The organism is Roseimicrobium gellanilyticum (assembly GCF_003315205.1).
Taxonomy (GTDB): domain Bacteria; phylum Verrucomicrobiota; class Verrucomicrobiia; order Verrucomicrobiales; family Verrucomicrobiaceae; genus Roseimicrobium; species Roseimicrobium gellanilyticum.
Genome location: NZ_QNRR01000001.1, coordinates 172,837 through 186,700, shown reverse-complemented (window position 1 = coordinate 186,700; position 13,864 = coordinate 172,837). Strand labels below are relative to the sequence as shown.

Sequence of the window (13,864 nt, the reverse complement as noted above, 5' to 3'; positions counted from 1 at the left end):
TAAGCTCCGAGCCAGGTCCCCTCATGCGTCGTCACTGCACGTTCTCACTCCTGCTCGCTACGGTCTGCTGGCTGGCAGGAGACCTCGCTTCTCAGGCGCAGACTGGAAAAAAGATCTACCTCGCACCGGATGACCACACCGACTTCATCTGGAGCGCCTCCGAAGCGGACTACTACGGCTATTTCCAGAAGATGCTCAGCTATCATCTGGACCAAATCAAAATCACCGCGAAGGAACCGGCGGGACGCCAGAGCAAGTTCACCACGGACGGCTCGCTATGGCTCAAGGTGTTTCGTGATGGCAGCCTGAAGCCCGACTTCGACCTCGCAGGGAAGGGCGACCGCTTTGCTGAACTCATGCAGCGGCACAAGGAGGGCAACCTCACCACACCACTCACCCCGTTGGTCTGCTCCTGGGGCGGAGCGCCAGCGGAAGCGGTACTGCGTTCCATGTATTTCCCCGGGAGACTGGAGAGGCAGTACGACATGCGCTTCCGTTTTGCGCAGGCATTGGAAAATCAGACCATCCCCTTCGGCCTGGGATCCTTGTGGAGCGGATCCGGCGCGAAGTACGCGTGGCACGGTGTGTGTGCCTGCGCGACGGTGGTGAAGGAAGATGAGCTGCGGAATCGCGAACGCGAGGTCTACCGCTGGCGCGGGCAGGATGGCAGCTCCATGCTCATGAAGTGGTACACCTACTTCACGAATGAAAGCATTGGTGGTTATGCCGAAGCGCGCAAGCCGGACAAGGCCACCGAACTGCTTCTCAACGAACCTCGCTACCAGGGCTATCAGGTGCTGGGCGCCTTTGGCCAGGGATGGGATGACAAGCTGACACTGAATAGCGACATCCGTGACTATGTGTGGAGGCGCGAGCCGGATGAGCACGAGGTGCGCGTGTCCAACACGATCGATTTCTTTGAGCAATTTGAAACACAACAGGCGCCGCTGCTTCAGGATTTCAGCGCGGCATTCGGCAATGATTGGGACATCCAACCGGCGTCGCTTGCAGAGGTCTCCGCCCGGGTGAAGCGCTCCCTGATCAAACTTCGTGCCGCCGAAGCCATGGCAGCGTTCGTGGCGCTGGAGAATCCGAAATTCAAAGAGGATGCAACCACGAAGCGCGCGCGTGAGCTCGCCTTTCTAAACCTGGGGCTGTACTTCGAGCACGACCTCACAGTCACCGGTTTCGCGCAGGAACGACTCGACTGGCAGAAGCGGCTGGTGGAAGAAATCGACCGCTATGTGCAGGCGCTCTATGTGGATGCGACTTCAGCGCTCGGCTCGCTCATCAAAAAGTCCGGCAACGGCACACGCTTCTTCATCTTCAATCCGCTGGGCTGGGAACGCACGGATGTGGCGAACATTCCATGGACGGACAACGAGCCGGTGCATGTGGTGGATCTCACCACGGGTGAAGAAATACCTTCGCAATTCGTACCAACTTCGGTGAAGCCCACCGCGCTGCGCATCCTGGCAGGCGACGTACCCAGTGCAGGCTACAAGGTGTACGAGGTTCGCCCAGGAAAGGGGAAGGACCCCACAACCACGCTCACGCACGAGGACACCACGATTGCGAATGAGTTCTACCGCATCGCGCTTTCAGGGCGTGGCGCCATCACCAGCATGCAGCCGGCCTCGGGCGGTGGTCTTGAGTTTGTGAAGGCGGCAAGCCCTCTAAAGTTCAACGATCTCACCACGAATCCGGACAGTAAAACGGCACCCGATGGTGGCACCGTGAGTTTGGAGGGCGGTGTGGGGCCAGTATCCGTCACGCTGCGGGCGGTGCGTCGTGAGATTCCTGCGCATACCGTGAAGGTCACGCTGTATCGCGGCATTCCCAGAGTGGAGATCGAGAACACGGTCACGGAGAACTTCGGCAACACGCCGCACTACTGGGCATACCACACCGCCTTTGCCGAGAGCCCGGATACGCATCACGAAGAAGTGGGCGCCATCCTCCTCGCAAAGCTCACCTCGGATGCGGGCCATTACTCACCTGTAGCCGCGAGATACGATCTGCTGACCATGAATTCCTTCGTCACGATGACGGGAAAGATCGGCAGCACAGCCGCTGGGCTGACGCTTTCCAACGCAGACGGTCTTTTCTTCCGCCTGGGGAACAGCACGTCGCACAGCCTCGATACGGTGACGCCTTCCTTCCACCCACTCCTGGGGGGCAAGTTTACCGGGCTCGATAGCCAGGGGCATGAGACGCGTTTCCTGCAGCGCTACGCCCTCCGTGCGCACACCGCCTACTCCCCCGTGAGTGCGATGAAGTTCGCCCAGGAACACCAGAATCCCCTTGTCGTGGGGGCCGTAACCGGAGGCAAGGTGTATCCTGAGGATCGCGCTTCACTTCTCCAAGTGGACAATCCCAACGTACTCCTCTGGGCTCTCAAGGTCCATGACGATGGCATTGGCAAGGGGCTCGTGGCACGCGCGTGGAATCTGGCCACACGTCCACAGAGCTATACCCTCTCCACCCTGCGTCCCATGGGCGAAGCACGTCGCATCACCCACATCGAAACGGACGACGCCACGCTCACCGCTCCCATCCTCAAGGAGGGCAGGATGACGGCGACCGCGCACGGGTACGAGATGCAGACGCATCGGATGGTGATTGGCAGGTAGTCCGTCAAAACCAGCAGGAACCAGTACCACTAGCCCGAACTTGCTATTGAGACTGAATTGCAGAGAGGTTATGAAGGACGCCCCCCTGCATGAAGCGCCGTCTTTTCTTCCTCCACTCCTGGCTCGGTCTGGTTGCCGGTTTCGGCTTGATCATTATTGGCCTAACCGGCAGCGTGCTGGTATTCAAGGACGAGCTGGATGGTGTGCTCTTCCCCCAGATGCTGAAGGTGGACCCGGCAGGACGTGAGCGACAGTCCTTCGACGCCCTGCTGTCCTCCGCGAGAAAGGCCGTGCCAGGCTACGAGGTCATGGGCTGGGACAAGGCAAGCGCGCCCGACCGTGCCGATCTGGCCTACGTCGTGAAGCACGGTACGGACACGTGGCAGGGAATCACGGTCAACCCCTACACGGGGGAGGTGCTGGCCAAGCCAATGGATCGTGAAGACACCATCACGGGGTGGCTGCTTTCGTTTCACTACAGCTTCCTCGCAGACCACACTGGGGAGCTGATCGCCGGGCTCTGCGCGGCATTGTTGTGCCTCCTCGGCATCACCGGTGTATGGCTCTACCGTGGGTTCTGGAAGACACTTTTCACCCTGCGCTGGGGTCGGAGTGCACGCATCTTCTTCTCCGACTTTCACAAGATGGTGGGCATCACTTCCGTGGCCTTCAATCTCATCCTGGGCTTCACCGGAGCCTGGTGGAACCTTGGTCACCTCATCGGTCACCTTCTGGAGGAAGAACATGCCGGGGAGGAGGAAGCCCAAAAGATCACCCAGACTTACTACTCGAGCACGATCACCATGGACGCCCTGGTGAAGAAGGCGCAGGAGAAAATTCCCGGCTTCAGCACCGGCTTCATCTCACTCCCCTCCGCCCCCGGGCTCGGCATCACGCTCTATGGCCAGGCGGGTGAAGGACTGCTGACCAGTCCGTATGGCAGCACGGTGATGTTCGACCAGCAGACTGGAGAAGTGAAGGAAGTCAAAGACCTGCGTCAAGCTGGTGCTTGGGCAAAGATTGAAGACACCTTCCGCCCGCTGCACTTCGGCAACTTCGGCGGCATCCCGGTGAAAATCCTGTGGTGCATCGGTGGCCTCACGCCAGGCACCCTCGCAGTGACCGGCTTCTTCATGTGGTGGAAACGCCGCAATCCCCCGCGGAAGAAGAAGGCTTCCGGCAATGCCCCGGAGAAGTCAGCCACCCTTGAGGAGGAAGTCGCGGAGCTGGCAGCGCGCCGGGTGCAGGGCATGTGAGTCACTGGCGGCGACGTTCGCTCCTTTGTGAGGTGCGACACTTCGCCGGACTTGTGGCCCGGAAGGTCCGCGCTCCTTAGCCACTTATTTCTGCCGCAAGTCAAAGCACACCACCTTGTCCTTGCGACGGACAATGAGACGGCCGTCGTAGGGAGCGGGTGTAGGACACCACATGGCCTCCACCTTGGCGCGACCAAGGAGTTGGTAGCTGGCGGGGTCGGCTTTGATGAGGCGCAGGAAGATGCCGTTCTGCTCGATGCTGAGAATCTTGCCATCCACCAGCAGGGGTGAAGTGATGGTGCTCTCCACTTCCTCCTGCCACTTCACTTTGCCATCGGCGAGGCTCACGCACTGGTGCTTGCCGCCGCACATGAGATAGACGTGACCTTCATGGATGATGGGGGAGCCGGTGTAGCGACGGGACATCCACCAGTGGGACCACAGGGTCTTGGGTGCGGCATCTTTCTGCGCGAGGTAGCAGCGCAGGCCCACATCCTGGGCACCGCTGAAGATGACAAGGTGATCGCCTTCAATCACCGGCGATGACTGGCCACCGCCTTCCACCTCCCAACGTTTCTCACCTGTGGCGGGATCGAGGCCGATGAGTCCTTTGTTGGCATTACACACCAGGGTGGTCTTGCCGTCGCTTGTCTTCCAGAGGACAGGGCTGGCGGTGTCTCCCTTCACTTCCTTGCTGGTCCAGAGGGTCTTGCCAGTGGCGGTCTCCACGCACATGAGGCCGCCCGCCATGACGTAGACCTTGTCATCGTTCACGAGTGGCGAGCTGCCAGCACCGGCGGGCTTGAGCTCAGTCTTCCAGACAAGTGTGCCTTTTTCCGCATCCACTGCGTAGAGGTTGGTGCTGCCCACGGCATACACCTTGCCATCCACGACGGCGGGGGTTCCGGAGGTGCGGCGCCCCGTGGGCTGGCCCTCGTGCTCAAACTTCCACAGTTCCTTTCCGGTCTGCCCGTCGAGGCACACGATGGTGTCGCGGCCGACCTTCAAGGTGTCGGGGATCGCCTTGAGGATACGCTCGCGCACAGTCGTGTCTGGGAATTCAGTCTCTGCCCACGTGAGCAACTCCGCCGCAGTGGCGAATGGTTTGTTCTGTCGTTTTGCCACTTTATCCAGCAGCTCGACATCGATGGCGTTCTTCCCCTGCTTGAAGCGCTGCTCGGCCCAAGTACCCAGCACAAGCTTCTGCTCTTCGCTGAAGTTCTCCTCCACCCACTTCTTCGCGGCCTCATCAAGGGCCGTGCCACGCATGCTGCCAGGGCGGCTCTTGCGCGCGTCCTCCATCTTCTTCGTGAGTTCCGCGCCGAGCACGTTGGTACCGCGATGCCCCACGGCGCTGATCACTTCTTCATCAATGAGACGCGTCTCCGAGGGCACACGCGTGTGCCACACGACACTCAAATACACGCGTCCGCCACTGACCACGGGACTGCTGTGTCCACCGTCATGGTCGCTGGGAATGGTGCCGCTTTCCCAGATGGGGGTCAGGCTTCCCTGAGGCAGCGAACCGGCAATCGGCGTGGAGTCATCGCTGATGCCGTTGCGCTGCGAGCCGCGCCATTGATTCCACTCCGCGTGGAGTGTGGCAGCAGAAAAACACGAAAGCAAAGCAATGGGGGCAAGACGACGCAGCATGGTGGGACCGGGTAGTTCCATGCCAACGGATCGCCATTGTCCCGTCTTGCACGGGAGAATGCACCGCAGAATGATGCATTCTCCCAAATTGCAAAAAGAGCGAGCGAGCCGGCCTAGCTGGCGAACTCAGCGATCACTTCGATCTCGACCAGCGAGCCGAGGGGAAGCTTCGCCACCTGGATGGTGGAACGAGCTGGCTTGTGGCCTTCGTAGCCCGCTTCATAGATGGGGTTCACCTTGGGGAAGTCGGCCATGTCCTGGAGGAACATCGTGGACTTCACCACGTTCTGGATGGTGAGACCGGCGCCGGCGAGCACGGCCTTGATGTTCGCGATGACCTGCTTGGCCTGGCCTTCCACATCGGTGGCTTCGATTTTGCCGGTGGTCGGATCAATCGGGATCTGACCGGAGCAGAAGAGGAGATTCCCCGTGCGCACGGCCTGGGAATACGGACCGACAGCGGCGGGGGCGTTGGGTGCGGAGATGATTTGCATGGGGAGCGCAACTGAGCGGGCGCGGGGCGGGAGTCAACGGGGAACGGACAATTTCCAGCCCCCAAAGCTCCGCGAACTTCACACCCCCTTCTTCTCATACAGCATCATGATGAAAATCATCATGCCCAGCAGATAGACCCCGGTCGCTACTGCCCAACTAATGACTGTAAACAGCACAGACATCCCGATGGTGCCGCCCAAACGAAAGGCCCGCTTCCGCGCGATGCCAATCCCGAGGATGATCGAAGCCACAAGCTGACACACAACGGCCAACCCGGTCGTGACCATGAAGAGCGTCGCGTCATCCTTTTCCACGATGGGTGTCAGCCACGGAACCACCGGCAGAGCCACCGTGGAAAATACCCAGAAGAGCCAGCGCGGCGCCATGGACACGGGCGCTGGTATCGGGGGCGGCGTAGCAGGCAAGGCCTCGAGAGTCATATCACGAACCCATCACTTCCGTGGCAATCGACTGCCACTCGGCATCAATCTCTCCCCTGCCTCGCGCGGGCTTGCGGGCCTTGGCGTACCAGTAGCCGGCATTGCCGATGTCCCCCTCAATCAGATGCAGCAGGGCATGGATCCACGATCCCATAGCGGTGTGGATGTCCTGGGCAATGTCATGCGCCTCTTCCCAGTTCCCCTTCTTCGCGTGCCACAGGGCTTCCGCTTCCGGTGACAACCCGGCAGGGGGTGCGGCGTCGGACTTGGCAGATTGGGCGAGTTCGGCAGCGGTCATGAGGGACTCATGGCAGGGCCAAAGGACTGCCGCAAGGCATTCCCTTTCCGGACACAGGCACCCCGACCGTGCCAGTTAGTCCTTCGCCAGCGGCAGGCCGTTCTTGTCCCGGAAATTCCCCATGGCGATCATGATGATGTCGATCAGCGCCCAGACGCCAATGCCGCCGCAGGTAAGAAGCTGCAGCACGCCGGTACCCACTTTGCCCACATAGAAGCGGTGTACTCCAAGTCCGCCAAGGAAGATGGCCAGCAGCAGCGTGGGAAGGAATTTCTTGTCGCTCATGGATTTAGGTGTGTTGATTGCCGAACAGACTGACGCACGGAGTCTGCCAAAGTCCCGAGAACTGTCACGTTTTTTGTGCGTATGGCAAAAAGCCGCTCTTGTGAAATAGCCCGGCCTTGCTAAGATTTCCTTTACAGGTCCATGAAGAGTGAGACCGAAAGCATTTTCCCAGGCACGCGATGGACCCTGATCGCACGACTGCGGGAGCCGCACACGGAAGAATCACTCCGCGCGTGGGACGATGTATGCCGCGCCTACTGGAAACCCGTCCACGCCTACATCAGAAGGCACCTGGATGGCAGGAACGATGCGGATGATCTGGCGCAGGAGTTTTTTTGCATGCTCATCCGCGAAAAATTGCTGGATGATGCGGATGCCGTGCGCGGAAAACTGCGTGCGTGGGTGCTGATGCTGCTCAAGCGCTTCCTGTGCGACGCGTGGACGCACGCCCGGGCGAAGAAGCGGGGCGGCCATCTCACACGTGTGAGCCTGGAGGATCATGATGCTCCGCAAGCACCGCCCCAAGATGGGCCTGATGACAATGCACTCTTCGATCGTCAATGGGCGTTCACCTTGATCGAACGTGTGTTTTCGCGTCTGCGTGAGGAACAGCAAAATCCCGTGCGACAGCGCACCTTGGAAGCCCTGCTGCCCCTGCTGCTGAACACACCTCCCGGCGCCGTGCACGCCACGGCCGTACAACAGGGCATGGAGGAGGGCACGGTGAAAGTGGCCCTCCACCGGCTGAGGCATCGTTTTGGCACCTTCCTTCGCGAAGAGGTGGCGCAAACCGTGGACGCCGAGGACCAGATTGATGATGAGCTGCGGCACCTTCTCAGAGTGATTTCCACCGCTTAGTGAAACAATCCGCGCATTCCGTGTAACCCTTCGCCCCTGATTCAAGATGCACCCTGTGAAAGGAGGTCCGGATCCAACCACCGGACCACTGTGCCATGAATCAGGTCAACATTGCGACCGGCGCCATCCTGCGTCCCATCTGCATCACACTCGCGGCAACCTCGCTGGTAGCTTGCGCGACGGACAAGCCCCGCTACTCCACGCCGCCTCCCACGGCAGCAGTGCTCTATCAGGCAACACCCAATGTGAAGCACGTCGATCCACCGGGACCTCATACCCCGCTGATTCCCGAGCCTCCTCCGACCTTCGCCGAAACAGCGCTGCATCCTGTGGCGAGGGGACTGGCCATCACAGGAAGGACGGCACTCGTTCCCTTTGCCATCGGGGGCGGATTCATTGCAGGCAGACCCGATGCGTCGCTGGCGATGATCGAGGCAGTGCTCACGGAGCCGCTTCCGTGAGAGACTCCTCGCGGCTCCAGCTACATCACTGGGAGTTGCCGACTCTTCACATCTGACACCTGTCCCTCAGACATGGCCACTCCCGCACCCGCCAATGCCACCACTGTCTGCCCGGTGTGCGGGAGTCCCGTACCCGAGCAGGCTCCGGAGGCACTCTGCCCCGCGTGCCTGCTGAAGCTGGCAACACAGAGCGGCCAAGACGGTGACGGCCCATTCGCAGGCGTGGGGCCTCCGGCAGAGGAGCCACAGCGCATGACCTCCACGTCATTCACGGCAGGGTCTCGCGTGGGAGCGTATGAAATCCTCCGCGAGATCGGACGCGGCGGCATGGGCAAGGTCTACGAAGCCCGGCACACGGGACTCAACCGGAAGGTGGCAATCAAAATCCTGCCATGGGCGGACTTTGCATCACCGGAGCAGTTGGAGAGGTTCCGACGGGAAGCGGAGGCCGCGGCACGACTCCAGCATCCGAACATCGTCACTGTGCATGAGTGGGGCCATCATGAGAGCTGCCCCTTCATGGCCATGCAACTGGTGGAGAATGCGCGAAGTCTTGCGGACGAAATCGCCAGGGGAGCCATCCCGTTGCGTCGCTCCGCTCAATTGCTGGCCACCGTGGCACGTGCGGTGCATTTCTCTCACCAGCATGGCATCCTCCATCGCGACATCAAGCCGAGCAACATCCTGCTCGATGATAGCGGGAATCCACTGCTGGTGGACTTCGGGCTGGCCAGGCTCGATGACGCTGCCTTTTCCCTGACGCGTTCAGATCTGGTCTTCGGCACACCCGCATACATGTCTCCCGAGCAGGCTGCGGGCGAAGACCTCACGACCGCCTCGGATGTGTACAGCCTCGGTGCCGTGCTCTATGAAGCCCTGAGTGGCAGACCGCTTTTCCGTGGCAGGACGGTGGCAGAGACCATACGCCAGGTGGTGGAAAGGGAACCACAACCGCTGCGGGTTGCCTGCGGCTCCATGGATCGTGATTTGGAAATCATCTGCCTCAAATGCCTGGAGAAAAAGAGCGAGCGTCGTTATGAGTCCGCGCTGGCCCTGGCGGAAGATCTGGAGCGCTGGCTGAAGGACATGCCCATCCGTGCGAGAGCGAGCACTGTCACCTCGCGCGCCATCAAGTGGGCCCGACGCCGGCCCGGTGTGGCAAGCCTGAGCGTGGCACTGTTCTTCACGGCGCTCATCGGACTCGTGGGCGTGTTCATCGGCTGGAGCGAGGCCGTCCATGCCAAGAAAGAGCAGAGCAAGACCCTGTGGACCTCGCTTCTCTCGGAAGCGAGGGCACGGCGCTGGAGCCACCAACCAGGTGCGCGGTATCTCGCCATCGAATCCCTGCAACGGGCCGCCGCGATCCGCCCCTCGATGGAATTGCAAAATGAAGCGGTGGCGGCGCTTGCGATCTCAGACCTGCGTCCCGCTGAGGTGTGGGAAGGCAATCCTGATCGTCAGCCCGTTGTAGCGCTGAACCCTGACTTCACGCTCGCCGCTCACGCTTTGAAGGATGGCACGGTGGTGATCACCGAGCGTGCTTCGTCCAGACAACTCGCCACGCTGCCTGGAGAAGGACTGGCGGCATCACATCTTATCCGTTTCAGCCCAGATGCCCGCTGGCTGGCCGTGGGATACCTGAGGCCGGCAGATCGGAAGATGGATGTGAAAGTATGGGACTGGCAGAGCTCTACCATCGCTCATCAGTGGCATGGTGTTCACGAGGGCGTCTTGGGATTCTGGTCGGATGGTTCTCGTGCCTGCGTCTGCAAGGAAAGGGAACTTCACATCTACCGCCTCAAGGATGGAGTCCTGGATCGCGCACCGATCGCCATCCCCGCAGAGCCCACGATGGTCGCAGTGTCGCCCAGTGGCGAATACATGGCGACCAGCTTCGCCCGTGGCACGGACCCAACGTCAGGAAAGTCATCGATGCCAGAAGGCCGCATGATGCTCCTCGATCTGCGTCCTGCCGAAGCCAAAATCACGTGGCTGGACAACGCCGCATCCGTGGGGCGATTCTCCTGGCATCCGCGAAAGAACTGGCTCGCCGTGCCATCACCCCGGGAACGCACCATTCGCATCTGGGATGCTGACACTGCCGCAGTTCGCCAGACGATCGCTGGCCCACTGGACAATGTGTATGAGTCGGTCTGGAACCCTGGTGGAGAACTTATCGCCACAGGTTCGAGGGACGGCAGCCTGAAGCTTTGGGATGCGACCACGGGGGAAATGTATGTCTCCCAGGAGTCGACCACAGAGCATCTGCAATTCTCCGCAGATGGGTCACGCCTGGGCGTGGGTCAGGACGGTACTCGGGTGCGGCTCTTTGAAGTGACGTCACTGGGTGCATGCAGGCGACTGCGTAGTCCTTCGGACGGCACGGTCTATCGTGCATCATGGAATCATGACGGCTCCCTGATCGGCGCGACGACTGAGAAAGTACGTTTCTGGAATGCGGAGGGTTATGAACTCGGCTCCTTGCAATTCCAGTCGCCGCGCAGTCTGTTCTTCTGCAAAGAGTCCCTCATCGTCACCGGAGGTGGTGGCGTATGGCGCTGGCCCATGCGAACCGAATCCGCTGGGAAGAAACTGCAAGTGGTGCTGGGCGAGCCGGTGGCACTCACGCGTGAGCCCTCCCACGCTTATGCAGCACTCTCAGCGGACGAGCAGAGACTGGCCGTCGTGTTTGACGATGGGGTGCGCGTATTCAACCTGGTCGACGCCGGTTCTACACCTCTCGTGCTGGCCGGCCATGCTCGCGCTCACACCATTTCCATGAGCCCGGATGGGAATCTCCTGGCCACAGGAACCTACGCTTTGGGCAATGATGTCTGGGTGTGGAATGCGCAAACCGGAGAAGTCGTGCGAAAGCTGCCCATCCCGGGAAGTGCGGCAGTTGCCTTCGCCGTGAATGGGAAATGGCTCATCACCGGCAGCTCAGAGGAATTCCGATGCTGGGACACCACCACATGGAAACCGGGGGCCGTTCATCCCAAGCATGACCAGATTGGTGACCTGATTGCGATGAGTCCGCGCGGCACGGTAGCTGCCATTCCCTACGCGAGGAACAAGGTGAAGATGGTGAATGCCGAAACGCTGGAAGACGTGGGCGAACCAGATTGTGGGCCGCATGCGCCACTCTGCTTTGGCCCGGATGGCTCGCAATTCCTCTCTGCGAATCCACAGGGGTTCCTCTTCCAGTGGGACATGGCATGGATACGCCAGGAGGTTGCACGACTTAAGCTGGACTGGAAGTTCCCTCCTCTCGTGCATCATCCCCCGCCGTTGGTTGACGAAGTCATCCTGCCAGAATCCTCCATCCCGAGATGACCGGGTAAGGTAATCCTCACGGCACTTCCCGAGCCTTGTGGATGATTTCATCCGGCGAGGGCAGAGCGACCACCATCTCGCTCCAGGGCGGGTCATTGATGAAATCGATAGGCGCTGCAGAAATATCGATTTTTCGAAGCGCTACTGGCCGTGAAAAGTTCAACCTCGCGCAACGCGAATTCATCGGCAAAAAACCGCCGTGGCAGCGCTTGAAGCACGATCGATCCCGGACCCTCCGCGTCATTCCCACACCGCCACCTTATGAAACAAACAACCGGAAGGTTCCATCCTTGGCGCTTCATTCATGTGATGACTGCTGCGACTCTCCTGGCTTCCTGCTCCGCGACAGATAAAGGCGCTTTGCCAAAGCAAACGCACGCTCCAAAGAAAGATCCTTTCAAACAAGATTTCGCCACAACCGCTCTGGAGCCTGTAGTCTTCGGTGCTCAGACCGGAGCCAATGTGGTGATGGCAGCGGGAACAATTCCAGTGCTGACCCTGATAAATGTGATGCTCGTCACGCATGGAACACCACCCTACATTCCGAACCATTTCCTCGAGGAGCTTTTCAAGGATCCCCGCCCCTGATCACTCCTCGGGCTCTCATGCATTGGGCGCCAGCGCCGCTGCGGCCTTGGCCTGCGCCTCCGTGGCCTTGCGCATGATCTCATCTGGAGACGGCAGCGCAGCAAGCACCTCAGCGGGAATGAATCCATCCTGCGCCATTTTCGTGAGGCACTTCTTGCGTTCATCCAGTGCCTTGTCCGCACTGCGCTCCTTGCTGAAGCGGCTCTTGGCAGCCTCGCTGCGGTCGCGCAGGCGCGAGTAAATATCGCCGCCGAGGAGACTGGTGATGTCCACCTTCATCTTTTCACGGCGAAGGTCATCATCGTTCACCACATCACCATTGATGGGGCCCGCGGAGTACTTCGGGAACATGATGGCCACCTCTGGACAGACGCGGGAGCAAGCAGGGCAGTTCGTCTTGCAATTGTCATTGTTCTCCACCTGGATCTTCCCGGCGTTGCTGACGCTATACACATCGAAGAGGCAGAAGCTCAGGCACTGCATGCAGTTTGTGCAGCGGCTGTAATCAATCACCGGGAACCAGGGCTTCCACGTGCCAGGTTGGTTCATCGGCTCAGCGCCGCGGACCTTTTCCACGAGCTCGAGCACGGACTCGGCATCGAGCCCCGTGATATCGCGCGATTGGATGCTGACCTGACCCGTGACGTCTTCGAGATTCGGCGCCTGCTTTTCTGGGAACAAACCGAGCACCAGCAGGCTGCGATCGTCATGCGGCATGGCCCCACCGCCTTGAGCCGTGGCACGCGTGACCACATAGCCCTTGTCCAGCAATGCGATCATCACCTGGGTCCGGGCCTCAGCGGACAGCGGGATGGCGCCATTGCCTTCGTAAAGGACAACGCGGAGGGGACGGGCGGTGTGGGTGATCATGGGATGGCGTAGGCAGCCTCCTGCTCGCGCAGCATGGCTGTGTAAAGAGGGTCTTCGGGAGGAAACTCGACGTTTTCGTAGAGATCGGCGAGAGGGATTTCAATGCCCAGAGCGGGGAGCTTTGCGATGGCCTCCACACGGGCATACGCGGTGTAGAGCCATTGAGGGCCGCCGCCTTCTGGACGTTCGTAGACTTCAACAAGGGGGTGGCTTTGCGAGATCAACACATAGAGCCTCATTGAGGACACCTGCTGATAAGCCTCAAACTTCTCGCCACGATCATAGGCCTCGGTGGTACTGGAGAGGACTTCGAAGATGGCTGAGGGATTGGTGGGAGCGTTTTTCTCCTCTTCGGTGACTTCCAACGGTTCGCAGAATACGCTGGCGTCTGGATAAGTCCCCTTGTTCGCGTGTGCCAGCAACACCATCAGATCAGAGTCGTATGGCTGGCACTTTTTCCCACGAAGCTTGGTCGAGAGGAGGGTAACAAGGTTGACCTTGATCTTGCTGTGCGGAATCGTCCCGCCGGACATCGCCAGCATTTCCCCCACCGGGATCATGTATCCATCCCGGTACTCGTGCTTGAACTCAGACTCGCGCTCCCGGCGCAGGTACTCCTGCATGGTCATCGGACCGATGCGCGTCACCTGTTTCGGAGCCTGGGGCGCAGGCTGTCTGGCGGGAGTGGACATGA

The 13,864-nt window shown here is 60.2% G+C and carries 12 protein-coding genes; 5 read left to right on the top strand and 7 right to left on the bottom strand.

What is annotated here, in order from left to right; translation table 11 throughout:
• Positions 1 to 23 precede the first annotated feature (23 nt).
• Both DES53_RS00760 and DES53_RS00755 read left to right on the top strand, forming a co-directional pair.
• A complete protein-coding gene (locus DES53_RS00760) occupies positions 24 to 2,633 on the top strand; it encodes a glycoside hydrolase (RefSeq protein WP_113956300.1) in 2,610 nt (869 codons plus the stop codon).
• A gap of 89 nt (positions 2,634 to 2,722) precedes the next feature.
• Positions 2,723 to 3,889: a PepSY-associated TM helix domain-containing protein gene (locus DES53_RS00755; RefSeq protein WP_113956299.1), complete on the top strand. Its 1,167-nt coding sequence runs from the start codon at positions 2,723 to 2,725 to the stop codon at positions 3,887 to 3,889.
• A gap of 84 nt (positions 3,890 to 3,973) precedes the next feature.
• Here DES53_RS00755 and DES53_RS00750 read toward each other — a convergent pair whose 3' ends face one another.
• The 5 genes from DES53_RS00750 to DES53_RS00730 form a co-directional block, all read right to left on the bottom strand.
• A complete protein-coding gene (locus DES53_RS00750; protein ID WP_113956298.1) occupies positions 3,974 to 5,563 on the bottom strand; it encodes a PQQ-binding-like beta-propeller repeat protein in 1,590 nt (529 codons plus the stop codon).
• Positions 5,564 to 5,655: 92 nt separating this feature from the next.
• Positions 5,656 to 6,036: a Rid family detoxifying hydrolase gene (locus DES53_RS00745; RefSeq protein WP_113956297.1), complete on the bottom strand. Its 381-nt coding sequence runs from the start codon at positions 6,034 to 6,036 to the stop codon at positions 5,656 to 5,658.
• Positions 6,037 to 6,114: 78 nt separating this feature from the next.
• Complete coding sequence (locus DES53_RS00740) at positions 6,115 to 6,423, bottom strand: hypothetical protein (protein ID WP_113956296.1); 309 nt, start codon at positions 6,421 to 6,423, stop codon at positions 6,115 to 6,117.
• Between the two features lie 55 nt (positions 6,424 to 6,478).
• Complete coding sequence (locus DES53_RS00735) at positions 6,479 to 6,775, bottom strand: hypothetical protein (RefSeq protein ID WP_113956295.1); 297 nt, start codon at positions 6,773 to 6,775, stop codon at positions 6,479 to 6,481.
• A 75-nt stretch (positions 6,776 to 6,850) separates the two neighbouring features.
• Positions 6,851 to 7,060 carry a TM2 domain-containing protein gene (locus DES53_RS00730; protein ID WP_113956294.1) on the bottom strand — a complete coding sequence of 70 codons (210 nt, stop codon included), beginning with the start codon at positions 7,058 to 7,060 and terminating at the stop codon, positions 6,851 to 6,853.
• Positions 7,061 to 7,201: 141 nt separating this feature from the next.
• Between DES53_RS00730 and DES53_RS00725 the strand changes: the two genes are divergently transcribed.
• From DES53_RS00725 to DES53_RS00715, 3 genes are all read left to right on the top strand, one after another.
• Positions 7,202 to 7,918 (top strand): RNA polymerase sigma factor, encoded by a 717-nt coding sequence (locus DES53_RS00725; RefSeq protein WP_113956293.1) that lies wholly within the window; start codon positions 7,202 to 7,204, stop codon positions 7,916 to 7,918.
• Between the two features lie 95 nt (positions 7,919 to 8,013).
• Complete coding sequence (locus tag DES53_RS00720; RefSeq protein WP_113956292.1) at positions 8,014 to 8,379, top strand: hypothetical protein; 366 nt, start codon at positions 8,014 to 8,016, stop codon at positions 8,377 to 8,379.
• 72 nt (positions 8,380 to 8,451) lie between these two features.
• Positions 8,452 to 11,712 carry a WD40 repeat domain-containing serine/threonine protein kinase gene (locus DES53_RS00715; RefSeq protein ID WP_113956291.1) on the top strand — a complete coding sequence of 1,087 codons (3,261 nt, stop codon included), beginning with the start codon at positions 8,452 to 8,454 and terminating at the stop codon, positions 11,710 to 11,712.
• A 603-nt stretch (positions 11,713 to 12,315) separates the two neighbouring features.
• Here the strand turns inward: DES53_RS00715 and DES53_RS00705 are convergent.
• Both DES53_RS00705 and DES53_RS00700 read right to left on the bottom strand, forming a co-directional pair.
• Positions 12,316 to 13,170, bottom strand: a complete 855-nt coding sequence (locus tag DES53_RS00705; protein WP_113956289.1) for a 4Fe-4S dicluster domain-containing protein — start codon at positions 13,168 to 13,170, stop codon at positions 12,316 to 12,318.
• Positions 13,167 to 13,862, bottom strand: a complete 696-nt coding sequence (locus DES53_RS00700; RefSeq protein WP_113956288.1) for a Uma2 family endonuclease — start codon at positions 13,860 to 13,862, stop codon at positions 13,167 to 13,169. Before DES53_RS00700 ends, DES53_RS00705 begins: the two co-directional genes overlap by 4 nt.
• Positions 13,863 to 13,864: the final 2 nt, after the last annotated feature.